Here is a 21,766-nt window from a genome sequence, read left to right as displayed (position 1 = left end):
CCGCTCAGCTGCGCCGGCTGACCACCCCGCCCCCCTCGGTACCGCTGACCTTCGGGCCCTCGCTGGTGCGGTCGTCGAGCGGCACCTCGCGGGCGACGTTGCGCGGGAGCGCCGGCGTCTCGGTCCGCCCCGCCGGTGCGCGCGGCGGCAGTTGCTGGAGCGAGGCCGGGTCGGCCCGGCCCCACTCGTTCTCCACGTCGGCGAGCAGGGCCTCCAGGTAGGCCCGGAGCTGGACCCGGCAGGCCTGGGCGAAGGCCTTGAGGTAGGCCACCTGGTCCTCGAGGTCCTGGCTGGTCGTCCGCTCGCCGCTCTGGGCCGGGGTCGGCTGCGCGCCACCGCCGGCCATCCTCGCCGCGGCCTCCTGCGCGGCCTGGATGATCGCGCCGGCGTTCTCACGGGCCCGCCGCACCTGCTCCTCGTACTGGGCACGGGCGTCGGCGGTCATCTGCCGGCTGAAGTCCTCCGCCTCGGCGACGTAGCTGTCCGCGGTCTGCTGGGCGGTGGCGAGGATCCGCACGGCCTGCTCGCTGGGCGCCTCCACGGCCGTCGCGCCGGCGACCTGCTCCCGGAGGGCGTTGACCTGGTCGCGCAGCTCGGCCTTCTCCGCGTGCAGGGAGGCCAGTTCCTCGGCCACCCGGTCGAGGAAGCGGTCGACCTCCACGTCGCTGTAGCCGGGGCGCAGCATGGTGCCCCGGTCGAACTGGACGCTGCGGACGTCCCCGGGGCTCAGCCGGCGCTCGCGACGCCCCTGCCCGGCCTGCTCGATCGTCATTCGGTCACCTCTCCGTCAAGGCTGGGTCCCAGCCGGCTCGGGGCGAACACCTCACTGCGGATGCGCTCGGGGCGGACGCCGTCCTTGACCAGCCTCGTCGTCGTGTCCTCGACCATCGCCGCGGGCCCGGCGACGTAGACGTCACGGCTGGTCCAGGGGCCGTGCCGCGCGACGACCTCGCCGACGTCCCCCTGCTCCAGCGGGGACAGGTCGTCCCCGGAGACGGCGAAGGTCACGGTCAGCCAGGGGTGTCCCGCGGCCATGCGCTCGAGGTCGGCCCGGTCGTAGATGCGCTCCTCGGTGCGGGAGCCGACGAACAGGTCGACCCGCCGCGGCGGCCCGTAGCGGGCCACGTGGTCGACCACCGCCTTGAGCGGCGCCAACCCGGTGCCGCCGGCGACGAGCAGCAGGTCCCGGTCGGACTCCGCGTCGTAGTGGATGTGCCCGAGCGGGGGTCCCAGGTGCAGCACGTCGCCCTGTCCGACGCGGCGCACGAGGGCGGTGCTCACCGGCCCGCCGTCGTAGGCGCGGACGTGGATCTCCAGCAGCCCGTCGGGGCGCGGGGCGTTGGCCGGCGAGTAGTAGCGCCACAGCTTGGGGCGCACGTCGCTCTCCAGGGAGATGGACTGCCCCGCCTCGAAGGGGAACTCCGGCTCGGGGCGCAGCCACATCACCGCGGTGTCGACGGTGCGGCGCTCGTGGGCCACGACCTCGGCGTCCCACCAGGGCGGGGAGTCCGCAGCCTCGTCGGCGGCCTCGATCATCACCGTGGCGACGAGCTGGTAGGCCGCCGTCCAGTCCTGCTCGAGGGCCGCATCCCACTCGGGGTCGAAGTGCCTCAGCGTCGCCAGCAGGCTGGCGCCCACGGCCGGGTAGTGCTCGGCGACCGTGCCGAACTTGCGGTGGTCGCGGCCCAGCGCCTGGAGGATCGGGACCAGCCGGTCGAGGTCGTCGACGTAGGCGACGACGTCCCCCAGCGCGGAGAACAGCCGGTCGCGCTGGTGGGCCATCGAGACGGGGAACAGCTTCCGCGTCTCGGGGTGGCTCAGGAACAGGTGGGAGTAGAAGTACAGGGGGGCCTCGTCGCCGGCCGCGGCGGCCTTGGCGAAGCAGGCCCGCATCGCGGGGATGTCCATGCGCGTGTCCTCGTGCCGGTGCCCGGCCGCGGGGGCCTCAGCGGGCCCGGCGGGTCGGGGCCCCTGCAGGGCGTGCCTGGCCGCGTTCGTGGATGGACATCAGCACCTCCGATCCCCCCGTGCCTGTCCCGGTCCCGCGGGAGGACGCCGCGGCTGCCCCTCCGCCACGCGCCAACGGCGGCCCTCCCCCGGCGCGCAGTCCGGTTCGCCCTCGCTGCTCTACGAGCGGTCACCGGACTGTGGCTGTTGGCAACCGTAGCGACCCGCCTGCGGGTTCGCGATTCGCGGGTCCCTCAGCCGGTGGGATCCGCCGCGCGGGGTGGCGCGGCCCGCCACCGGGCACGCCAGGCCGGTGGCTCCCAGGGGTCGGCCACGTAGATGGTCTCGCGGGTCACCCGGTCGCCGTCGAACTCGAGGACGTCGACGCCGCGGAGCTCCGGGCCGCCGTCGTAGCTGACCCGCAGCTCCGCGACCCACACGTCGCCGCCGCCCCGCACGCGGTCGAGCGCGTAGTCGATGCGGGTCGCGGGGTACTGGCGCCGCCACTCCCGGAAGTTCGCGACGCCCTCGAACCGCTCCCCCGACTGCGGGAACTCCAGGACGGCGTCCTCGGCGTAGATCTCCGAGGCGGTGTCCTCGTCCCCGGCAGCACTGGCGTCGAGGTGGTGCAGCAGCGCTGCCCGAACGGTGGCCTCGTCCATACCCGCCGCTCCTCGCTGCCGTCCCGCACCCGCGTGCTGCGACGGTGCCACCGTCGTCCGGGCAGCGGCAGGGCCGATCGTCGTGTGCTGCGCCCGGGCCGTCAGCCGGCGGTCGCGAAGCGCGCGGCGGCCGGCCCCTCCAGGCGGCCGGCGGGCAGCCGCCGACCGCAGACCAGCAACAGCAGGTCCCGGGCGCGGCCGCGGACCGGCTGGCCGGCGCCGTGGGTCCAGGGGGTGTCGGTCGCCTGCAGCCGGACCCCGTCGAGGTCCACGCCGAAGTAGGCGACGTTCCTGGGCCGCATCCCGGCCAGCACCGTGGCGACCCGCTCGGTCGAGGCGTGCTCGTCGTCCAGCCCCAGGGCCACGGAGACGTCCAGGCCGTGGATGACGTCGTGCGACAGGGCCCCGACCGGCCCGCCGCCGGGGGGCGACCAGGGGTGGTCGACGTTGTCCCGGAGGGACGCCAGGAGCTGGGCCGGGCCGAGCGCCTCGGCGTCGCGGTGCGCCCGCCGGTCGGCCATCCGGTCGAAGCTCCCCCGCGCCTTCAGCAGCTCCAGCACCACCCGGGGCAGCGAGTAGCGGAAGGGCATCGTGGTGTGGGCCAGCACCTCCCGCACCCGCCAGCCCGCACAGAGGCTCGGGGCGTCCCACTGCTGCGGGGACAGCGAGGAGTACAGGGCGACCTGCTCGCGGCGCTCGGCGGCGACGGCCGCCCTGATCTCGTCGTCGGTCATCTCGTCCCTCCTCGGGCGCCCCTCGGCGGCCTCGGAGGGAGGACCGGGTCGCCACCGCGGACTCATCGGCGGCGGCGCCTCAGCCCTGCGGCGTCCGCGCTCGGGCGCCCGTGACCGCGTCGTGCAGCCGGCGGACCAGCTGCTCGAGCGGGCTGAGCGCCTCCCCCGGGTGCGCAGGCCCGGCGGGGACGAGGACCCACAGCAGCAGGTAGAGGACGACGCCGGTGCCACCGGCGAGGGTGAGGCCGACGAAGCCGACCCGCCACAGGACCGCGTCGACGCCGGAGTAGTCGGCGAGGCCGCCGCAGACACCGCCGGCCATCCGGTCGGTGCTGCTGCGGCGCAGCTGGGGGCGGGCGGGGCGGAGGGGGGCGGCGTCGGGGACCGGTGTCGATGTCATGCCACGAGCCTGTCGGCGCCGGGTGCCACGGACCATCGGGGAACGCCCGGATCCGACCCCGGTTCTGCGTTCGGGGACGACCCTGCGTCAGAGGCTGAGGAAGTGGCCCAGCGCGCCGGTCACGACGCCCACGACCAGCAGGACGACGGCGGCGCCGCGGTCGAAGGAGTTGCCGAGCAGGTCGCCGACCAGGCCGGGGAGCTCCGCGCGCTGCCGCGGGTCGGCCTCGTGCCACCGACGGAGGACGCTGCTGCTGCGCCGGGCCTCCCGCGCGAGGAGCACGAGGGCGGTCAACTGGGCCAGGGCCGCCACGGCGTAGCAGACGACCGTCAGCGCGACCTGCGCGGTGTCGCTCATGCGCCGAAGCGTGCCCGATCCCGGACCGTCCCGGGGACGCACGCACGGCGGGCCGGCCCGGCGGGTCAGCCGACCGGGGGTGCCGCCCGCCAGCGGGCCCGCCATTGCGGCGCTTCCCAGGGGTCCATGGAGTACGCCGTCTCGCGGACCACCAGGTCGCCACGGAACTCCAGGATGTCGACGCCGTTCTTCCACGGCCCGCCGTCGTAGCGGAGACGGAGCTCGACGACCCACACGTCGCCCTGGCCCCGCACGCGCTGGATCTCGAAGTCGACCCGCGCCGGGTAGGCCACCCGCCAGCCCAGGAGGTTCGCGACGCCCTCGAAGCGTTCACCCGACTGCGGGAACTCCAGGACGGCGTCCTCGGCGTAGATCTGGTGTGCGACCTCGTCATCCCCGGCCGCGGTGCGGTCGAAGTAGTGCTGCAGCATCGCCCGGGCGCCCGCTTCGTCCATGCGAGAACTGTGCCACCGGGGACGGCCCGCGGAGCCTGCTCGCGGGCGGACGCACGGCCACGACGCGCCCGGGGGACCACGACGCGCCCACGCGGTGTTGACGCTCGTCCCTCAGGACGGGTTGGGTTCTCGCAGAGCGGGTGCCTGCAAGGAGCACCTCCGAGGCGAGGGGGAACGCGGCATGCCGGTGTGGACGGTGCGGATCGCGGTCGGCGACGAGGAGCGGGTGGAGGCCGAGATGCTGGCCACGGAGGGCGGCGCACTGGTCGCCCTGGCCGAGGACGGCCTGCTGGTGCGGGCCTGGGCCCCGGGCGAGTGGCGGACGGCGCGGCACGTGGACACCGATCCGCTGGACGAGATGCGGGACACCGACGGCGTCCTCGTGGGGCTGCCCCGGGCCTGACCTCCGACCAGCGGGGAGCCGGCGCCCGGTCCGACCGGGCGCCGGCTCTCCGCTGCGCTCACCCCCCGGCGGCCTCCGCGCCGAGGGCGTCGGCGGGGGTGAACTTCTCCCGCTGGATCTGGCGAGGCGCCATGCGGCGGCGCTTGAACGCCTTGACCCCGGCCTCGACCATCGGCGGCGGGCCGCACAGCCACCCCGACCAGCCACGCGCACTGGCGACGTCCTCGAGGAACGCGTCGGTCGGGAAGCCGGCCCGGCAGGCGGGATCGGGTTCCTCGGACAGGACCGGCACGAACCGGAAGCCCGGGTGGGTGGCCGCGAGCTCGGTCAGCCGGTCGACGTCGTAGAGGTCCTCGGCCCCGCGGACGCCGTGGTACAGCACGATCTCGCGGTCGGGTCGCCGCCGCAGCGCCGTCCGCACGATGCCCACGAACGGGGCCAACCCGGTCCCGCCGGCGATGCAGGCCATGGGCTCGCCCTCGTCCTCGGCCTGTGCCGGGAGGCAGAAGCTCCCCAGCGGGCCGGTGAGCTCGACCCGGTCCCCCACGGCCACGGACCCGAACAGCCACGCGTCGCTGGCGAGGCCACCCGGGACCCGCCGGACGTGCAGCTCGAGGACCTTGTCCTCCTCGGGGGTGTTGGCCAGCGAGTACTGGCGGCGCACGCCGCTGCCCGGGACGACCAGCTCCACGTACTGCCCGGCGGCGAACGCCAGCGGCTCGTCGAGGCCGAGCAGCAGCCGCCGGGTGTCGCGGGCGACGTCCTCCACGTCGAGGACGGTGGCCACCAGGTCGCGCAGCGCGTGGGTGCCGCGGACGGGACCGGATGCGGCCGGTGGGCTGACGACGGTGTCGCTCCGCGGGGTGGCCTGGCAGGCCAGCGCCATGCCGGCTCGCCGCTCCTCGTCGGTCAGGGTCTCCGCCGGCGAGGCACGGTGGTCGACCTCGCCGTCGAGGACGCGCAGCTTGCACGTGCCGCACGTGCCCTGGTTGCACGAGTTCGGCATCCACACGCCCGCGCGGAGGAACGCGTCGAGCAGTGACTGGTCGGGACCGCACTCGACGCGCCGGCCGCCGACGGTGACGGCCCAGCTCTCCTCGGCGGCGGTCTCCTCGGGGGCGCAGGTCATCTCAGACCTCCCAGGTGACGTGCAGGCTCGTCGGGCCGCGGAAGCCCCAGCCCCAGAACTCGACGCCCTCCCGGGTGTCGCGTTCCATGACCGGGATGGACTCGAAGAGCTCCTCCAGGCCGATCCGCATGACGTGGTTGGCGAAGTAGATGCCGGCGCAGGCGTGGTTGCCGGCGCCGAAGGCCAGGTGCGGCAGCGGCGGGCGGTGCAGGTCGTAGACGGTCGGCGCCTCGTACCGGTCCGTGTCGTGGTTGGCCGAGCCGTAGGACAGGATCACCGGGGTCCCGGCCGGGAGCTCGACGCCGGCGACGGTGACCGGCTTCGTGGAGATGCGGGCGGTGGCCGACCAGATCGGCGAGGTCCAGCGCATGCCCTCGGAGATGGCCCGCGGGATCAGGGTCGGGTCGTCGACGACCTCCTCCATCTGCTCGGGCCGGCTGAACAGCCCGACCAGCGTGGAGGCCATGCCGTGGCCCGGCTCCTGCATCGCGCCGAGCAGGTAGACGTAGATCGTCGGGTAGATGTACTCGCGGTCGCGGGTCTGGCCGGGCGGCATGCCGTCGTGCAGCCAGTGGGAGATCGCGCTGTCGTCCGGCTCGGTGGTCCAGCGGTCGATGAGCGGGTCGACGATCGAGCGGATCTCCGCCTTGGCTGCGTCGCCCTCGGCGAAGCCCTCCGGGTTGGCGAACTCGCCGTTCTCGTCCATCGCGGCGTTGGTGAACGACCGGTTCAGCTTGTGGAACCAGTCGCGGAGCTGGTCGGAGGACACGTCCTTGAGGCCGAGCAGGTCGCCGAGGGCGCGCACGCTGACCGGCTCGCAGTACTGGCCGACCAGCTCGGCGTGCCCGTCGTCCTCGAACTGCTCCAGGAAACCGCGGGCGATCGGCCGCACGAGGTCGTCGATCCACCGGTCGACCTCGACCGGCTGCAGCGCCGGCTCCACCATGGAGCGCAGGTCGGCGTGGACGTCGCCGTTCACCCCGATGATCGCCGGGTGGCCGAACGTCCGGCCGCCGGCGGGGGTGATGACGGCCTCGAAGTCGGGGCTGGTGGCGATCTCCCGGCACACCTCGGCGGTCGAGGCGACGTACGAGCCGAGCACCGGCACGAACGCCAGCGGCGCCTCGCGGCGGAGCCGCTCGTAGGTCGGGTAGGGGTTGCACTCGAGCTCGGTCATCGTGACGTCGTCGAGCCAGGACAGGTCGCGCTGCTCCGTGGCGACGGCGGGCTGCTGGGTGATCGTCATCGGTCCCCTCCGGACTCGGTCGGCTCCACGGGCGGGCCGTGGTTGGTCGGGAAAGCTAGGTCGACGACGGGTGGCCCACGACACACATCACGCGACGCCGGCACCCATCGCGCGGCGGTGTTGTGATCGCCGTCTCAGGCGGGGCCGGCGGCTCGGGTAACCTCGAACGCGTGTCCGGACGGCGGCGCGGCGGACCCTCCGACTGGGGGCAGGCATCCCGCGTCGTCGCCGAGGCGTACTTCCCCCACGAGCTGCGCCAGCTGGGCGGTGCCTCCGAGCCGCGGCTGACGCTGCGCACGCTGGACCTCGGCCACGTCCTGGTGGGGCACGTGGGCTGGGGGGCCGACGTGGCGATCGAGTGCGACTACCCCGGCGCCTACGAGGTCAACATGCCGCTGACCGGGCACCTGGAGAGCAGGGGGCGCCACGGCCGGGTCACCTCGCTGCCCGGGCAGGGGACGGTGTTCCGGGCCGACACCCCGTCCCTGATCAGCCACTGGGACGCGACCTGCACCGTCCTCGGGGTCAAGTTCGACAGCGCGTGGCTCGAGCGCGAGGCCGAGCGGGTCCTCGGGAGCGACCGCGCGGGCACCCGGTGCTCGCTGCCCGACCAGGTGGACCTCGACTCGGGGCAGGGGCTGGCGTGGCGCCAGCTGGTCGCCGGCCTCTCCGCGCACCTGCGCGCACCCGACCTGTTCGACACCGGCGTGGTGCGCGACCAGCTCGCAGGGGCGATCGCCGCCGGGTTCCTGCTCAGCAGCTGCCCGGACGGCGCCCGGGCGGTGGTGGCCCAGCCCCGGACGGTCAAGCGGGTGGTGGACCACCTGCACGGCGACCCGGCCCGGCCCTGGACCGCCGGGGAGATGGCCGCGCTGGCCGGCACCAGCGTCCGGCGACTGCAGGAGGGCTTCCGCGAGTGGCTCGGCTGCACGCCGACCGAGTACCTGACCGGGGTCCGGCTCCAGCGGGCGCACGCGGACCTCCTGGCCCGGCCGGCCCTCACGGTCAGCGACGTCGCCGCGGCGTGGGGCTTCTCCAGCGCGAGCCGCTTCGCCGCCGCCTACCGACGGCGGTACGGCCGCTCCCCCTCCGAGGCGCGGCGCTGAAACCCCGTTGACCCGCGGCCGACACTGCGGCTGTGCGGATGACCTTCCAGCGGATGGCCGACCGCCGTCCGGTGGAGACGCTGGTCGAGCGGGACGACGGCGTGGTGTTCGCCATGCGCGGCGCCGGCGGGGGTGCCGACCTCCCGCACGACCTCGTGCACGCGGTGGTCGAGGCCGGGCTCGAGGTGCCCGACGGGATCTGGGGGTGCGTGGCCGACGGCGTGGTGTGGCGGAGCATGCGGCACCTCTCGGGCCGCCAGCCCCCGCACGCCGCCGAGCGGTCGGAGCGGCTCAAGCGCGAGCGCGCCGCGCGGATCCAGCGCGCGGAGGGGCTGGCCGACCTCGTCGGCCGCCTCGCGCGGGGAGCGCAGGTCCTCCCCTCCGAGGTCGCCGCCGCCGGGTTCCCGCGGGAACGGCTGGAGGCCGCCGCTGCGTCGGTGCGGGACGCGTCCGGCCGGTGGGCCGGCCTCGCGCCGGGGCAGAGCTGGGTGCTCGACTGGTCCCCGGCGCGGCCGGCCGGTCGCCGGGCCCGCTCGCGCTGAACGCGGCCGTCCCGCCGGGCGTCCGGCAGGACGGCCGCGGGGTCAGCGGCTGCCGCCGCCGATCATGGGGTCGTCACCGGTGTCGCGGACGCCCTTCTCGACGCCCTCCGTGGACGGCGAGGTGGTGTACCCCTCCGGGTCCGACTCCTCGATCAGGACGTCGTCGCGCACCGCGTCGGCGGGTGGCTGCGCGACGACGGTGACCTCCTGCGGCGGGACCGTCCCCTCGCTCTCCTCGGCCTCCCTGCCTCCCGAGGACTTGGCGGCGGCGACGCCCGCGGCCGCGGCACCGGCCACCGCGGCGACACCGGCCACGACGGTCGTCGCCGAGACCCCGGCCTTGCCGCTGTCCCCGCGGGTGGCGAAGGCGGCACCCGCATCCGGGGTGCCGACGTCGAGGTGCTCGTTGACCGAGCCGCGCCACCCGCCGCTGGCGTAGCCCTCGTTCTCGACCAGGGCCTTGAAGCGCTCGAGGTCACTGCGGACCTGTCGCTCCACGATGCCGAGCTTGTCGCCGACCTGCTCCACGAGCCCCTCGGGCTCGTAGTCCAGGGACAGGTACACGATGGTCGAACCGGCCCCGGCGGGCTGGAACCGGACCGCTCCGGCGTTGGTCGCGCCCTCCGTCGCGGCCCAGGCGACCTTCTGGTCGGGCACCTGCTCCAGGATCCTGGCCTCCCACTCGCGCCGGACACCCGCGATCTCGGCGACCCAGTGCAGCCGCTCGTCGTCGAGCTGGCGCACCTCGCGCACCCCGCCCATGAAGTGCGGGAAGTCCTCGAACTGCGTCCACTGGTCGTAGGCCGTGCGCACCGGCACGTCCACCTGGATCGACTTCTCCACCCGGGTGCTCATCGCTGGTCCTCCCTCGTCGCAGGAACCCGCCGGACAACGTGGTGCCGCGGTACCCCCGCTCCGTGCGAACGAAGCCCGCAGCCGGGCACCGCCGTCCTGTCGTACCCCCGCCCTACCGTCCGTCCCGGGGTGGAGGAGGGCCGGGTGTCGAGCGAACTGGTGTGGGCGGTGACCGACGGGGCCGCGGGCACGCACGCGGTCGCGTTGCCGGAGAGCCCCGTCGAGGCCCGGCGCCTGGAGCGGCACTACGGCGGCGGGTTCTGGTGTTCCCGCGAGGCCGGCGGCTGCGGGTCGCGGCTCGGGGTCTCGATCGCCGGGGGCCGGCCCGCCTTCCGTCATCCCGCCGAGGCACCGTGCGGCCTCCTCCGCCGAGGGGCCGCGGCCGGTCGCGCGTACGAGCACCTGCGGTACCAGCACGGCCTGACGGGGTGGCTCACCGGGCAGGGCCACCGGCCCCGGGTGGAGCGGGTGCCGGGCGCCGACGGCGGCACCGACCTGCACGTCGTCGTCGACGACCTCGGCCACGCGCTCGAGGTCGCGCTCTCCCCGCTGTCCGACATCGCCTGGCGCCAGCGCGACGACCGCGTCCGCGCCGAGGTCGGGCACGTCACGTGGCTCCACGGCCCCGCCGCCGAGGCGGCCGGCGCGGCGGAGGCCGCTGTCCGCGGGGTGTCGTTCGCGCTGCGGCGCCAGGGGGTGGGGCTGGTCGTCGGCGTCCGGGACGTCGACGACCGGACGCGGTGGGTCCGGCTGGCCGTCTGCCGGCTCACCGTGGAGGGCTTCTGCGCGCCGGGCACGGCCGAGGCCCGGGCCCTGCACGCCCAGCGCACCGCCGAACGCCACGAGACGGCCCGTCGGGTGGCCCGGCAGGCGGCGCGGCGGGCGTCGACCGCGCAGCGGGGGCTCCGCGGGCGGCCGCGCGCACGGGCGGTCGCGGATCCGCCCGGGGCCTCGCCGCTCCCCTTCCCCGGGTAGCGCCGGGCGGGTTCCACCGACCGGCCTCGCCCCCGTCACGCCGTCCCGGCACCGCTGCCGTGGCGGCGGAGCCAGGCCCACCAGGGAGCCGGCCTTTGACGGCGGCCCGGCCGATCTCCTACTGTGCTGTGCGGCACACGCAAAGTTTTCGTTATCCGAAACCTGAGGGGTCAGGCCGGATGACGGACCAGCCCAGGGAGCGCGCTCATGGTCGAGTCCCGACCCTCCGTGGCCGTCGTCGGCGGCGGCATCGGCGGCCTGTTCGCCGCCAACGCCCTCGCGGCGGCCGGCATCCCCGTCGCCGTCTACGAACAGGCTCCCGCCCTCGGTGAGATCGGCGCCGGGGTGATGCTCACGCCGAACAGCGTCCGGCAGCTGCAACGAGTGGGGCTCGGGCCGGCGGTCGAGCAGTGGGGCGCGCGGATCGGCCCCGGCTCCCGCTACCGCCGCCACGACGGCACCGAGATCGCCGGCGTCCAGGTCACCGACTCGGCCGGCTGGAGCGCCGTCTTCGGCATGCACCGCGCCGACCTGGTCGCCATGCTGGCAGACCGGCTCCCGGACGGCGTCGTGCACACCGGCCACCGGTGCACCGGCTTCGAGCAGGACGCCGACGGCGCGCGGCTGTCCTTCGACAACGGCGCCGTCGTCGAGGCCGACGTCGTCATCGCCGCGGACGGCATCCACTCCGAGCTGCGGCACCACGTCGTCCCGCCGTCCCGGCCCGTCTTCTCCGGGTCGGTCGCCTACCGCGGCCTGGTGCCCCACGAGCTGGTGCCCGACTGGCCGACCGACGCCTGGCAGATGTGGCTGGGCCCCGGCCGGCACTTCCTGGTGTTCCCGCTGCGCGCGGGCAAGCTGGTCAACTACGTCGGTTTCGTGCCCGCCGACGAGCAGATGCGGGAGTCGTGGTCGGCGCCCGGCGACCCCGACCAGCTCCGGCGGGAGTTCGCCGGCTGGGACCCGCGCATCGAGGCGCTGCTGCAGCACGTGGGCTCGACGCTGCGCTGGGGGCTCTACGACCGGGAGCCGCTCTCGACGTGGACCGACCGGCGGCTGAGCCTGCTGGGCGATGCCGCACACCCGATGCTCCCCCACCTCGGGCAGGGCGCGAACCAGGCCATCGAGGACGGGATGGCGCTGGCGACGATCCTCTCGCGCACCGACCGGGCGGGCGCCCCGGCGGCCCTGCTGGCCTACGAGCGCCTCCGCCGGGAGCGCGTGGCGCTCGTCCAGCGCGGAGCCCGGGAGAACGGCCTCCGCTACGACTCGGCGTACTCCGACCTGGGCGTGCGCGACGCCGAGATGGCCGCCCACGTGACCTACCGCAAGTGGCTCTACGACCACGACGTGCTCCCCGAGGCCGAGGCCGCGGCGGACTCCCTGACCTGATCACTCCCCCGCACCCCGGCCACCTCCGGGGTGCGGCCCGGCACGGCCGGCTGCGTTGCCCCCACCGACGGACCAGGAGACGACATGAGGCACCGGACCACCCGCGCGCTCGCGCTGGGCGTGGCACTGGCCACGGCACTGACCGCCTGCGGCGGCGGCGAGCCCTCGTCGGAGGGAGCCGCCCCGGCGCAGGCGGGGGCGCCGGAGCAGACCGAGCTGACCGTCGGCGTCCTCCCCCTCGCCGACCTGGCGCCCTTCTACCTGGCCATCCAGGAGGGCTTCTTCGAGGACGAGGGGCTCACCGTCGAGGCCGACGTGGCCTCCGGCGGGGCCGCCCAGATCGCCGGTGCGGTCGCCGGGGACATCGACGTGGTCTTCAGCAACTACGTCTCGATCCTGCAGGCCGCCAGCGAGGGACTCCCGCTGCGGATCATCCGGGAGAACAACCGGTCGGGGCCCCAGGGCATCTACGTCGCGGCCGGGAGCGAGGTCACCGACCCCGCGGACCTCGCCGGTGCCCGGATCGCCATCAACAGCCTCGGCAACATCCAGGAGCTGACCGCGCGGGCGGTGCTCGAGTCGCACGGCGTGGACCTCGACAGCCTCACCTTCGTGGAGCTGCCCCCGGCGGACATGCCGGCCGCGCTCGCGGAGGGCAACGTGGACGCGGCCTGGCTGGTCGAGCCGTTCCTGACGCAGGCCGAGCAGAGCGGCGTCGCCACGCGCGTGGTGAGCGCGTTCGAGGGGCCGACCGAGAACCTGCCGGTCGCGGGCTGGACGGCGACGGCGCAGTTCGTCCAGGAGAACCCGAACACCGTCGCGGCGTTCGTCCGGGCCATGGACCAGGCGATGTCCCTGGCCGTCGAGCAGCCCGAGACGGTCACCGAGATCATCCCGACCTACACGAACATCTCGCCGGACGTGGCCGCGCAGCTCTCGCAGCCCGGGTTGAGCCAGACCAGCGACCTGAGCGACTTCGGCACGCTCGCCGACCTCATGGTCGAGCACGGCCTCATGGAGGAGGGGCTCGACCTGGACGAGGTGGTCGTGGAGGCCGAGGAGCTGCCGCAGGAGTAGGCCACGGGCGGGCCCGGGGAGCGCGCGTGAGACCCTCCGGGCCCGTCGACGGCAGCGCAGGGGGACGATCGCGATGAACCGACCGGTGCCGACCGCTCCGGATGGGGGGACCCCCGCCGGGCGCCGGGACCGGCCCCGCGCGGCCGAGGGCATGGGCGGGCTGGCCAAGGGGCTGGCCATCATCGAGGCGTTCGGGGCGTCCCGCACGCAGCTGTCGATCAGCGAGGCCGCCCAGGTGACGGGCACGACCCCCGCGTCGGCCCGGCGGTGCCTGCTCACCCTGGAGCAGCTGGGCTACCTCAGCTTCGACGGCAAGTTCTTCCGGCCCACCCCGCGGATGGTCCGGCTCGGCGCCGCCTACCTGGAGACCGCGCCCCTGCCGCTGCTCGCCCGCCCCCACGTCATCGCGGCCCGGGAGGAGCTGGGCGAGTCGGTGTCCCTCGCCGTCCTGGAGTCCGACGAGTCGGTCTTCGTCGCCCGCGCCGACGCCGAGCGCGTCGTGTCCGCCGGGGTGCGGCTGGGGGCGCGCCTGCCGGCCCACGCCTCCGCCACCGGGCGGGTCCTGCTCGCCGGCCTGCCCGACGACGAGGTCGACGCCCTGCTGGCCCGGGCCGCCCTGCGCAGCACCACCCCGAACACCCTCACGTCCACCGACGCGATCCGGGCCCGGGTGCAGCGTGCGCGGGAGGAGGGCGTGGCCTACACCGACGAGGAGCTCGAGCTCGGCATCCGGACCATGGCCGTGCCGGTGAGGGACAGCTCCGGTCGGGTCGTGGCGGCGATGAGCGCCGCCGCCTTCGCCTCCCGGGTCACGCTGGAGGACATGCAGGCGACCTTCCTCCCGGTCCTGCGCCGGCACGCCGACCGGCTGGGCAGGATGCTGTAGCGCTCCCGGCACGGCCGGGAGGGCGGGGCTCCGGTCGACGGGAGCCCGGCCCTCGCTCGTGCTCAGCCGGCGGCGGGCGCCGGGCCGTAGGTCAGGTGCGCCACCCCGTTGCTGAGGCCCTCGGCACCGAGCAGGGACAGCGGCGTCCGCGGGGCGCCGTCCGGGAAGAGCCGGATGCCCTCCCCGAGGGCCACGGGGTAGACGTACAGGTGCAGTTCGTCGACCAGGCCGTCGGCCAGCAGGGCGCGGACCAGGGTGGCGCTGCCGCTCACGTAGATGTCGCCGTCCACCTCGGTCTTGAGCGCGCGCAGGCGGTCGGCGTCGTACCCCCCGACCACGCTCGAGTTCTGCCACACCGACTCGGCGTCGGTGAGCGTGGAGGAGACCACGTACTTGCGGGTGTCGTTGAAGAACGGGGCACCCTCGTCCTCCTCCACGGTCCGGGTCGACCAGGCCGGCGCGAACATCTCGAAGGTCGTGCGGCCCAGCAGGATGCCCGACGACGAGGCCGTGAGGGCACCGATCGAGGCGGCGAGGTCCTCGGGGAAGCCGTAGTCGACCGTCCACATGGGGACGTCGACCACCCCGTCGACGGTGGTGAACTCGTGGACCTTGATCGCGCCCAAGGCGTGCTCCTCAACTGATCGCCCGGCTGCGGTGTCGGCGCCGGGATGTGCGGTGTCGTGGGAGAGACGATGGCCGACGCCGGTTCTCATCGGTGGGAGGACGGCGATCTCGCTGCTGAGCGCGCGGCGCCGACGGGTCCCCCGCGGCACGCCCGGGCCGACGACGCCGGGTTGACGCGTCACCTGGTGGGTAGCTCGGGGCGACGGCCGCCCGCACGGCGGCTCCGTCGCCCGCCGCTCACGACAGGGAAGAAGCCATGACACTGCCGGATCGGGACGCAGCGAGGGACTGGGTCGGCGCGACGGTGGTCGACCGGGACGGCGAGGAGATCGGCGTGTGCGCCGCCCTGTTGGCCGACGAGGCGACCGGGCTGCCGGAGTGGCTGTACGCCGAGCGCGACGAGGTCACCGTGGTGGTCCCGCTCCTCGACGCCACCGGGAGCGGGGACCGGGTGCAGGTCTCGGTCCCCCGGGCCGACGTCGACGCCGCGCCACGGTTCGGTCCCTCGCGGGAGCTGTCCCAGGAGCAGGAGGCGGAGCTCTACCGGCACTACGGGATCGAGTACTCCCGGGCCGGCTCGGAGAGCGTCCTGCCGACCGAGGCGGAGCCCGCCGGGGCCGAGTCCGTGCAGACCGGGCCGACGCAGGGCGCGACGGCCGGGGCCGCACCGGACGCGGACGACGACCGGCTCGCCGGGAGCGACTCCGCGGGACGCGGTCGCTCGGTGGCGGCCGCCGTGCTCGTGCTCGTGGGCCTGGCCGCAGCCGTCGTCGCGGCGGTGCGCCGGCGCGGCCGACCGGTTCTCGGGTCGGCGGCCCTCTGGCGACGCGCACCCGCCCGGCGCAGGCCGGCTCCGCGCCGCGCCGCCGTCGGCACAGCCGCCGCGGGCGCCGCCGCCCGCGCTCGAGCCGCTGCGCTGGCCGCGGCGGCCGGACCGGTGCTGGCGGCCTCGGGCCGCCTGGCGCGGGAGGGCGCGTCGGCAGGTGCCCGGTCGGTCGGCGGTGCGGCCGTCGACGCCGCCCGGTGGGGGCGCGAGGCCTCGACGGCGGCCCGGACGTACACCGACGAGGCCACCGCGCGACTCGCACCGTGGCTGGCCACGACCGGGGAGGCGGCCTGGCGTGCCGCCCGCGCCGGGACGGACTCGGCTCTGCAGGCCACCGGTGCGGCCACCGGGGCGGTCGTGGCCGCCCTCCCGCGGGTGGCCGCAGGTGCCGGTCACGCCGGACGGACGGGTCTGCACGCGCTGCTCACGGTGGGCGCGGCAGCCGAGGCGGCGCCGAAGGTGCTCGCCGAGACAGGGGAACGACTCGAGAAGGGGTGGAGAAGAGGCATGGGCAGGTTGTCGTTGGCACTCGGCTTCGGTGTCGGGTACGTGCTCGGCGCACGCGCCGGACAGGACCGGTACGAGCAGATCAAGCAGGCCGCGGCCGGAGTGGTGGAACGACCCGAGGTCCAGCAGGCCCTCGACAAGGCCAGGACCGCCGCCCCGGCCCCGCTGCAGGGCAGCATCGACAAGCTGACCGGTCGGGCGTCCGGCCGCCACTACGCCGGCACCGACACGGCCGGCACCGACACGGCCGACGCCGAGGGGGTCACCGTCGAGGGGGTCGACGTCGTCGTGCCGCCCCCCGCGCCGGCGACGGGCACGGCCGGCCCCCGCGGTACGGACGCTCCCGTGCCGGACCCGCTGATCCCACCGGCCAAGTCGAACGACGGACCCACCGCGCCCTGACCGGGCCGTAGCCGGCCGCTGCGATCGAGGGTGTGCCCGCCGACGCCCAGCGTGGGACGGGCACACCCTCGAGGACGGCGGCGCCTCCCGGGGCGGGCGCCGGTGATGTGCGCTTCCGGCGTCGTCTGACCGGTCGCCTGCGCCCGAAGCGCACTTCGCCGCAGGCACGCGGCCCGCGGCCCACCCGCTGCCGCAGGTGTGTCGCGGCCGCGGCCGGTCAGCGCCCGGCCGGTGCGGTCTGGGCCCTCCCGCCGTCGTCGCGGCTCCACGCGGCCATCCAGCTCTCGTTCTCGCGCGAGATGACGTCCTCGCAGTCGCGCACCAACCGGGCAGCCGCTGCGGGGCCGTGGTCCGTGCCCTCGCGCCACTGCGCCACCCGGGCTCTCAGTTGCCGGGCGGTGGACAGGTAGGTGATGACCAGGTGCTCGTAGCGGGCCGCGGCGACGTGCGCGGTGATCGCCGCCCCCACCGTCGTGACCACCGCGACCCAGGCACCGACGGCGTCGAGCCGCGTGGCGGCGGCGACGGCCCCGAGCAACGCGCCCAGCAGCGCCAGTCCGAACTCGATCGCGCGGAACGTCGCCAGCCGCCGCTGCTGCCGGGCCGCACCGGGCGTGTAGTACCGGTCGATCTGCGGTTGCACGCGGACGCTGAGATAGGAGTGCACGTCCTCGACGGGCGGCAGCGGCTCGTCGTCGCTCGGCCGGCCGAGGGTGTGGCCGGCGAGGTCCTCGGCGTCGTCGGTGATGTCGAAGGTCCGCCTCGCGAGCTCGGCATCCCGGCCGGCGCCGTCGTACGGCGGTGTCCCGGTGAGGTAGAGGTAGACCTCCTCCTTGAGCCCCTCCGCGACCGACCGGGCCCGGGTCCAGGCCTCGACCCGGTCGCGCCCCAGCTGTGCGGTGCGGATGACCGGCACCACGGCGAGCACCACGGCGGCGGCGACGCTGAGTCCCCGGCCGACGCCGCTGCCGAGCCCGACCTGGGTGGCGAGCGTGGCCAGCACGGCCCCGGCGATGGCCAGCGCGAGAGCCGCGGTGCGCCACCGGGCGAGCCGCTTCTTGAGCCGGCCGGCGGTGGAGGACCAGCGCCGCTGTTCGCGCCAGGCGTCGACGAGGGCGTCGGTCGGTGTCCGGGTCGTCACTGCGAACCTCCCGCGACGAGGGGCGTGATGATCAGGCTGCACACGTGTCGCGGTACGCCAGTCCTGCGACGTAGCGGTCCCACTCCGCGCGGTCGAGTCCGCGACCGGTGATGGCGCAGGCCCGCCCGGTGGGCTGCTCCCGGACCTGACGGAGCGGGCCGAGGTCCCACAGCCGGACCGTCCGGTCCCCGCCGCCGCTGACCAGTGTCAGCTCACCGACGAACGCGACGGAGTTCACCGACCCGCCCTGCTCGTCCAGCGGGCGGCCGAGCAGGCGGGGCCGGTCCCGGTCGGTGAGGTCCCACAGGGCGACCGCGCCGTCCGCCCCTCCACTCACCAGGGTCCGCCCGTCCTGGCCGAACGCCACCGAGGACACCGGGCCGGTGTGCCCCGTCAGCACCGGCCACCACCGGCTGGGGTCGTCGGGGTCGGCGACGTCCCACAGCAGGACCGTGTGGTCGGCAGCGCCCGCGGCGAGGGTGCGCCCGTCCGGGGCGAAGGCCAGGGACGTGACGGGGCTGGTGTGGTCCTCCAGCGCGGGGCCGTGTCGGCGCGGCTGGGTCGGGTCCGCGAGGTCCCAGAGGACGACCGCGTTGTCCGCGCCGCCGCTGGCCAGCAGGCGTCCGTCCGGCGCGAACGCCACCGAGAGCACCTGCCCGGTGTGGTCGCTGAGGGGCTCGCCGAGCGCTCGCGGACGGGCGGGGTCGGCGACGTCCCACAGGCGGACCGACCCGTCGGCACCCGCACTGGCGAGGACCTGCCCGTCGGAGCTGAACGCCAGCGCGTACACCTGTCCCTCGTGGCCGGCCAGGGGCTCGGCGGACGGGGTCGGCCGGGACGGGTCGGTGAGGTCCCACAGCGACACCGCCCCGTCCGAGCCGGCCGTGGCCAGCACGCGTCCGTCCGGGGTGAGTGCGACCGGGCGCACCCCACCGCCCGGGTCGGCGGGGACCCGGCCGACCTCCCGCCGGGCGCCGTCCCCGGTGGCCCACAGCAGGACCGCTCCCTCGGCTCCGCCGCTGGCCAGCACCTGCCCGTCCCGGGCGGAGGACACCGAGTACACGCCGTCGGGGTGCCCGGTCAGTGGCTCGCCGAGCGGCCGTGGCCGGACGGGGCCGGCCAGGTCCCACAGCACCACCGTCCGGTCGGTGCTCCCGCTGACCAGCGTCCGCCCGTCCGGAGCGAAGGCCACCGCGTTCGCGCGGTCGGTGTGCCCGGTGAGGGGATCGCCGAGCGGCCGCGGGTCGGCCGGGTCGGCGAGGTCCCAGAGGCGGACGGTCCGGTCGGCACTCGCGGTGGCCAGGGTGCGGCCGTCGGGGGCGAACGCCACCGAGAACACCTGGCTGACGTGGCCGGCCAGGGGCTGTCCCAGCCGGCGGGGCCGTTGGGGGTTGGCGACGTCCCACAGCTGGGCGGTGCCGTCGGCGCTCGCGGTGGCGAGGACCGGGCTCTCCGGGGCGAACGCCACCGCCCACACCGCGTTCCGGTGACCGGCCAGCGGCTCGCCGATCTGCCGTGGAGCGGCCGGGTCGGCGACGTTCCACAGCCGGACGACGTGGTCGAACCCGGCGGAGGCCAGCACGCGCCCGTCCGGGGAGAAGGCCACCGTGGTCACGCGGTCGCCACCGGCGGGCACCGGTGGCCCGAGCCGACGGGGCCGGGCGGGGTCGGCGACGTCCCACAGCAGGATCGTGCCGTCGGCGCTCGCGGTGGCCAGGGTGCGCCCGTCCGGGGTGAACACCGCCGCGTGCACCTGGTCGGTGTGGCCGATCAGCGGGTCGCCGATCGCCTCGGGTCCGGCCGGGTCGCTGACGTCCCACAGGACCACCGTCCCGTCCCCGCTGGCCGAGGCCAGGGTGCGCCCGTCCGGGGAGAACTCGACCGAGTAGACGAACTCCTGGTGGCCGGTCAGGGGCGGGCCGATCCGGCTCGGGCGCGCCGGGTCGGCGACGTCCCACAGCACGACGCGGCCGTCCATGCCGGCCGTGGCGAGGGTGGCAGCGTCCTCGGTGAGCGCCAGGTCCACCACGTCGTCGTCGTGGGGCAGGGTGCGGGCGTACCGGGTGTGCGTGAGGGTCTCGACCAGGCTGGCCCGGGTCTCGGCGTCGGGACTGATGTCCTGCGCCGCGATGCCGAGCAGCAGAGCCGTGCGCGGGTCGGTCGCCCGCGCCTCGTCCGCCTGGGCGACGAGCTGGCGGGCCACCGCCGCCTGCTCGCTCCGCTGCGCTGCGTTCTGCGCGAGCGTCGCCAGGCCCGCCCCGGCGAGCGCGAGGACAAGCAGCACCGAGAGGACGACCGTGCTGCGGCGCCGCCGTCGCCGGTCACGCCGGATGCTGGACCGGAGGAACTCGCGGGCCCGCGCGCTGAGCTCGACCCGGTCGGCGACCAGCGTCCCCTGCGCACGCCCTCGCTGCAGGCGCGCCCCGGTGTCGGCCAGCGCGGCGGCCAGCTGACCGCGTTCCCACAGCCGGGACGGCGGCTCGTCGGCAGCCGCCCACTCGGCGGCGGCCTGCTCGACGGCGCGACGGGCCCGCAGGGCGGTGGACGCGGCCTCGATGGCCTCCCGCAGCGGCCGCCAGGCGGTGAGGAAGGCCTCGTGGGCGACCCCGACGACCACGCGGTCGTCCTCGCGGTCGGTGGTCAGCAGCCGGCGGGCGACGAACGCGTCCAGCTCGGTGGCCACCTGCTCGGGCAGCTCGTCGCGGGACACGCGCCACCGGGTGGGGCGGCCCTGCTCGTCAACGGTGACCAGCCGGAGCAGCTCCTTGACCACCTGGTCGGGGCTGCGGCCGGTGCCGGCGATCGCGTCGGCGAGGGCGTACTCGGCCTGGCGGGTGAGGGCTCCTTGGACCCCGCCGAGCTGCTCGTAGCGGCTGGTGAGCAGGCGGCCACCCCGGCCGATCCCCTCGGCCAGCTGGGCCAGGGTGTACGCCAGCAGCGGCAGTGCCTCACCGCTGTCGGTGTCGGCCACCAGCCGGGTGACGAGGTCCTCGTCCACCTCGATGCCGGCCAGCCGCGCGGGCTCCTCGACGACCGCTCGCAACGACTCCCGGCGCAGGGGCTGCACCGGGTGGATCCGCTTGGGCAGCGCGTTGAGGTCGGGGTCGGTGAGCAGTGGCTCGAGGAACTCCGGCCGCAGGGTGGCGACCAGCTGCACCGGCCCGGTCAACGCCGGCCGCAGGAGGGCGGCGAAGCGGGCCCGGTCGTTCGGCGCCGCCTGGGTCAGCACCTCCTCGAACTGGTCGGCCACGACCAGCAGCCGACGTCGGCGGTGCCCGGGGACGGCGAGGAGCAGCTCGTCGGCCAGCTCGGTCAGCCACCCGTGCTCGAGCCGGCAACGGACGTCGGCCAGCGACCAGTCCCGGCCGAGGAGCCGGGCCGCGGCCGCGAGCTCCCGCGTCAGGGCGCCGACCGGGTCGGTGCCCGGGAGGAACGGCGACAGGGTCCACCACTCGGGCTCCTCCGCCACCACCGGCAGCAGGCCGGCCCGGACCAGCGAGGACTTGCCGCACCCCGAGGGCCCCACCACCAGCAGGGCGGTCCCGTCGGCGCGCTCGGCCGGTGACCTGAGCAGTGCGGCCAGCTGGTCGACGTCGTGCTCGCGGCCGAAGAACACCCGGTGCTGGTCGACGTCGAAGGGGCGCAGGCCCGGGAAGGGCGAGCGGTCGTCCGGCCAGCCGCGACCACCGGCGGAGTCGATCCGTACCAGTGCCTCGGCCAGACCGGCCCGTGCCCGTTCCTCGCCCTTCGTGACGTCGACGTGCTGGACGGCGGTCAGCAGGGGGTGCCGGGCGCCGGCCTCCGCGCGGACCGGCACCAGGCGGCTGCCTCGTGACCGGGCGAAGGTCACCTCCGCCGTGCACCACACCGACCGGGTGTAGGCCGACGTGACGACGCAGACGACCGCGTCGGCCCAGCGGAGGCGCTCGAGCAGCCGCTGCTCCCACTCGTCTCCGGCGACGATGCCGTCCCGCAGGTCCTGGTCGAGGAAGACGTCGTGCCCGTCGGCGCACAGCCACCCGTGCACGGTGCCGGCCAGCTCGGCGTCCTCGCTGGCGTGGCTGAGGAAGACCCTGCCCACCGCTTCCCCCTCACAC

Annotated in this window: 21 protein-coding genes; 8 read left to right on the top strand and 13 right to left on the bottom strand. The window is 75.6% G+C overall.

What is annotated here, in order from left to right; all coding sequences use genetic code 11:
• Positions 1–4: 4 nt before the first annotated feature.
• The 7 genes from ACI79C_RS04140 to ACI79C_RS04110 form a co-directional block, all read right to left on the bottom strand.
• Positions 5–772 carry a DivIVA domain-containing protein gene (locus ACI79C_RS04140; RefSeq protein WP_456944352.1) on the bottom strand — a complete coding sequence of 256 codons (768 nt, stop codon included), beginning with the start codon at positions 770–772 and terminating at the stop codon, positions 5–7.
• Positions 769–1,908, bottom strand: a complete 1,140-nt coding sequence (locus ACI79C_RS04135; RefSeq protein ID WP_456944351.1) for a globin domain-containing protein — start codon at positions 1,906–1,908, stop codon at positions 769–771. Before ACI79C_RS04135 ends, ACI79C_RS04140 begins: the two co-directional genes overlap by 4 nt.
• Positions 1,909–2,201: 293 nt before the next feature.
• Positions 2,202–2,609, bottom strand: a complete 408-nt coding sequence (locus tag ACI79C_RS04130) for a nuclear transport factor 2 family protein (RefSeq protein WP_456944350.1) — start codon at positions 2,607–2,609, stop codon at positions 2,202–2,204.
• 101 nt (positions 2,610–2,710) lie between these two features.
• On the bottom strand, positions 2,711–3,343 hold the full coding sequence (locus ACI79C_RS04125) for a maleylpyruvate isomerase family mycothiol-dependent enzyme (RefSeq protein WP_456944349.1): 633 nt from the start codon (positions 3,341–3,343) through the stop codon (positions 2,711–2,713).
• Positions 3,344–3,422: 79 nt separating this feature from the next.
• The gene (locus ACI79C_RS04120; RefSeq protein ID WP_456944348.1) at positions 3,423–3,743 is read right to left on the bottom strand and encodes a PspC domain-containing protein; all 321 of its coding nucleotides are present in this window, start codon (positions 3,741–3,743) and stop codon (positions 3,423–3,425) included.
• An 87-nt stretch (positions 3,744–3,830) separates the two neighbouring features.
• Positions 3,831–4,100, bottom strand: a complete 270-nt coding sequence (locus tag ACI79C_RS04115) for a hypothetical protein (protein WP_456944347.1) — start codon at positions 4,098–4,100, stop codon at positions 3,831–3,833.
• 65 nt (positions 4,101–4,165) lie between these two features.
• The gene (locus ACI79C_RS04110) at positions 4,166–4,555 is read right to left on the bottom strand and encodes a nuclear transport factor 2 family protein (RefSeq protein WP_456944346.1); all 390 of its coding nucleotides are present in this window, start codon (positions 4,553–4,555) and stop codon (positions 4,166–4,168) included.
• 181 nt (positions 4,556–4,736) lie between these two features.
• Here ACI79C_RS04110 and ACI79C_RS04105 point away from each other — a divergent pair, with 181 nt between their 5' ends.
• The gene (locus ACI79C_RS04105; protein WP_456944345.1) at positions 4,737–4,958 is read left to right on the top strand and encodes a hypothetical protein; all 222 of its coding nucleotides are present in this window, start codon (positions 4,737–4,739) and stop codon (positions 4,956–4,958) included.
• A gap of 58 nt (positions 4,959–5,016) precedes the next feature.
• Here ACI79C_RS04105 and ACI79C_RS04100 read toward each other — a convergent pair whose 3' ends face one another.
• Positions 5,017–6,087 (bottom strand): 2Fe-2S iron-sulfur cluster-binding protein, encoded by a 1,071-nt coding sequence (locus tag ACI79C_RS04100; protein WP_456944344.1) that lies wholly within the window; start codon positions 6,085–6,087, stop codon positions 5,017–5,019.
• Position 6,088: 1 nt separating this feature from the next.
• Positions 6,089–7,333 (bottom strand): cytochrome P450, encoded by a 1,245-nt coding sequence (locus ACI79C_RS04095; protein WP_456944343.1) that lies wholly within the window; start codon positions 7,331–7,333, stop codon positions 6,089–6,091.
• A 170-nt stretch (positions 7,334–7,503) separates the two neighbouring features.
• On the opposite strand from ACI79C_RS04095, the gene ACI79C_RS04090 reads away from it, so the two are divergent.
• The gene (locus tag ACI79C_RS04090; RefSeq protein ID WP_456944342.1) at positions 7,504–8,439 is read left to right on the top strand and encodes an AraC family transcriptional regulator; all 936 of its coding nucleotides are present in this window, start codon (positions 7,504–7,506) and stop codon (positions 8,437–8,439) included.
• A 32-nt stretch (positions 8,440–8,471) separates the two neighbouring features.
• Positions 8,472–8,981, top strand: a complete 510-nt coding sequence (locus ACI79C_RS04085) for a hypothetical protein (protein WP_456944341.1) — start codon at positions 8,472–8,474, stop codon at positions 8,979–8,981.
• A gap of 42 nt (positions 8,982–9,023) precedes the next feature.
• Here ACI79C_RS04085 and ACI79C_RS04080 read toward each other — a convergent pair whose 3' ends face one another.
• The gene (locus ACI79C_RS04080; RefSeq protein WP_456944340.1) at positions 9,024–9,836 is read right to left on the bottom strand and encodes an SRPBCC family protein; all 813 of its coding nucleotides are present in this window, start codon (positions 9,834–9,836) and stop codon (positions 9,024–9,026) included.
• A gap of 144 nt (positions 9,837–9,980) precedes the next feature.
• On the opposite strand from ACI79C_RS04080, the gene ACI79C_RS04075 reads away from it, so the two are divergent.
• The 4 genes from ACI79C_RS04075 to ACI79C_RS04060 all read left to right on the top strand — a co-directional run bounded on the left by ACI79C_RS04075 (position 9,981) and on the right by ACI79C_RS04060 (position 14,166).
• Positions 9,981–10,811, top strand: a complete 831-nt coding sequence (locus ACI79C_RS04075) for a hypothetical protein (protein WP_456944339.1) — start codon at positions 9,981–9,983, stop codon at positions 10,809–10,811.
• Positions 10,812–11,018: 207 nt separating this feature from the next.
• Positions 11,019–12,203, top strand: coding sequence for an FAD-dependent monooxygenase (locus ACI79C_RS04070; protein ID WP_456944338.1), 1,185 nt, complete (start codon positions 11,019–11,021; stop codon positions 12,201–12,203).
• A gap of 84 nt (positions 12,204–12,287) precedes the next feature.
• Complete coding sequence (locus tag ACI79C_RS04065; protein ID WP_456944337.1) at positions 12,288–13,280, top strand: ABC transporter substrate-binding protein; 993 nt, start codon at positions 12,288–12,290, stop codon at positions 13,278–13,280.
• A 73-nt stretch (positions 13,281–13,353) separates the two neighbouring features.
• Positions 13,354–14,166: an IclR family transcriptional regulator domain-containing protein gene (locus tag ACI79C_RS04060; RefSeq protein ID WP_456944336.1), complete on the top strand. Its 813-nt coding sequence runs from the start codon at positions 13,354–13,356 to the stop codon at positions 14,164–14,166.
• Positions 14,167–14,228: 62 nt separating this feature from the next.
• Here the strand turns inward: ACI79C_RS04060 and ACI79C_RS04055 are convergent, their stop codons facing one another.
• Entirely contained in the window at positions 14,229–14,792 is a 564-nt protein-coding gene (locus tag ACI79C_RS04055; RefSeq protein ID WP_456944335.1) for a dihydrofolate reductase family protein, read from the bottom strand.
• 257 nt (positions 14,793–15,049) lie between these two features.
• Between ACI79C_RS04055 and ACI79C_RS04050 the strand changes: the two genes are divergently transcribed.
• Positions 15,050–16,528 carry a hypothetical protein gene (locus ACI79C_RS04050; RefSeq protein WP_456944334.1) on the top strand — a complete coding sequence of 493 codons (1,479 nt, stop codon included), beginning with the start codon at positions 15,050–15,052 and terminating at the stop codon, positions 16,526–16,528.
• A gap of 217 nt (positions 16,529–16,745) precedes the next feature.
• Here ACI79C_RS04050 and ACI79C_RS04045 read toward each other — a convergent pair whose 3' ends face one another.
• Both ACI79C_RS04045 and ACI79C_RS04040 read right to left on the bottom strand, forming a co-directional pair.
• The gene (locus tag ACI79C_RS04045) at positions 16,746–17,669 is read right to left on the bottom strand and encodes a DUF4231 domain-containing protein (protein WP_456944333.1); all 924 of its coding nucleotides are present in this window, start codon (positions 17,667–17,669) and stop codon (positions 16,746–16,748) included.
• Between the two features lie 31 nt (positions 17,670–17,700).
• Positions 17,701–21,750: an nSTAND1 domain-containing NTPase gene (locus tag ACI79C_RS04040; protein WP_456944332.1), complete on the bottom strand. Its 4,050-nt coding sequence runs from the start codon at positions 21,748–21,750 to the stop codon at positions 17,701–17,703.
• Between the last annotated feature and the right edge of the window lie 16 nt (positions 21,751–21,766).

The sequence above is a fragment of the Geodermatophilus sp. SYSU D00697 genome, assembly GCF_054050175.1.
Note: the sequence above shows the minus strand (reverse complement) of the source record. Positions and strands in the feature narration are given on the sequence as shown.

Excerpts from the sequence above, each read along its gene's own strand:
- ACI79C_RS04140 (WP_456944352.1), bottom strand. The coding sequence starts at position 772 with ATGACGATCGAGCAGGCCGGGCAGGGGCGTCGCGAGCGCCGGCTGAGC.
- ACI79C_RS04135 (WP_456944351.1), bottom strand. The coding sequence starts at position 1,908 with ATGGACATCCCCGCGATGCGGGCCTGCTTCGCCAAGGCCGCCGCGGCC.
- ACI79C_RS04130 (WP_456944350.1), bottom strand. The coding sequence starts at position 2,609 with ATGGACGAGGCCACCGTTCGGGCAGCGCTGCTGCACCACCTCGACGCC.
- ACI79C_RS04125 (WP_456944349.1), bottom strand. The coding sequence starts at position 3,343 with ATGACCGACGACGAGATCAGGGCGGCCGTCGCCGCCGAGCGCCGCGAG.
- ACI79C_RS04120 (WP_456944348.1), bottom strand. The coding sequence starts at position 3,743 with ATGACATCGACACCGGTCCCCGACGCCGCCCCCCTCCGCCCCGCCCGC.
- ACI79C_RS04115 (WP_456944347.1), bottom strand. The coding sequence starts at position 4,100 with ATGAGCGACACCGCGCAGGTCGCGCTGACGGTCGTCTGCTACGCCGTG.
- ACI79C_RS04110 (WP_456944346.1), bottom strand. The coding sequence starts at position 4,555 with ATGGACGAAGCGGGCGCCCGGGCGATGCTGCAGCACTACTTCGACCGC.
- ACI79C_RS04105 (WP_456944345.1), top strand. The coding sequence starts at position 4,737 with ATGCCGGTGTGGACGGTGCGGATCGCGGTCGGCGACGAGGAGCGGGTG.
- ACI79C_RS04100 (WP_456944344.1), bottom strand. The coding sequence starts at position 6,087 with ATGACCTGCGCCCCCGAGGAGACCGCCGCCGAGGAGAGCTGGGCCGTC.
- ACI79C_RS04095 (WP_456944343.1), bottom strand. The coding sequence starts at position 7,333 with ATGACGATCACCCAGCAGCCCGCCGTCGCCACGGAGCAGCGCGACCTG.
- ACI79C_RS04080 (WP_456944340.1), bottom strand. The coding sequence starts at position 9,836 with ATGAGCACCCGGGTGGAGAAGTCGATCCAGGTGGACGTGCCGGTGCGC.
- ACI79C_RS04070 (WP_456944338.1), top strand. The coding sequence starts at position 11,019 with ATGGTCGAGTCCCGACCCTCCGTGGCCGTCGTCGGCGGCGGCATCGGC.
- ACI79C_RS04065 (WP_456944337.1), top strand. The coding sequence starts at position 12,288 with ATGAGGCACCGGACCACCCGCGCGCTCGCGCTGGGCGTGGCACTGGCC.
- ACI79C_RS04060 (WP_456944336.1), top strand. The coding sequence starts at position 13,354 with ATGAACCGACCGGTGCCGACCGCTCCGGATGGGGGGACCCCCGCCGGG.
- ACI79C_RS04050 (WP_456944334.1), top strand. The coding sequence starts at position 15,050 with ATGACACTGCCGGATCGGGACGCAGCGAGGGACTGGGTCGGCGCGACG.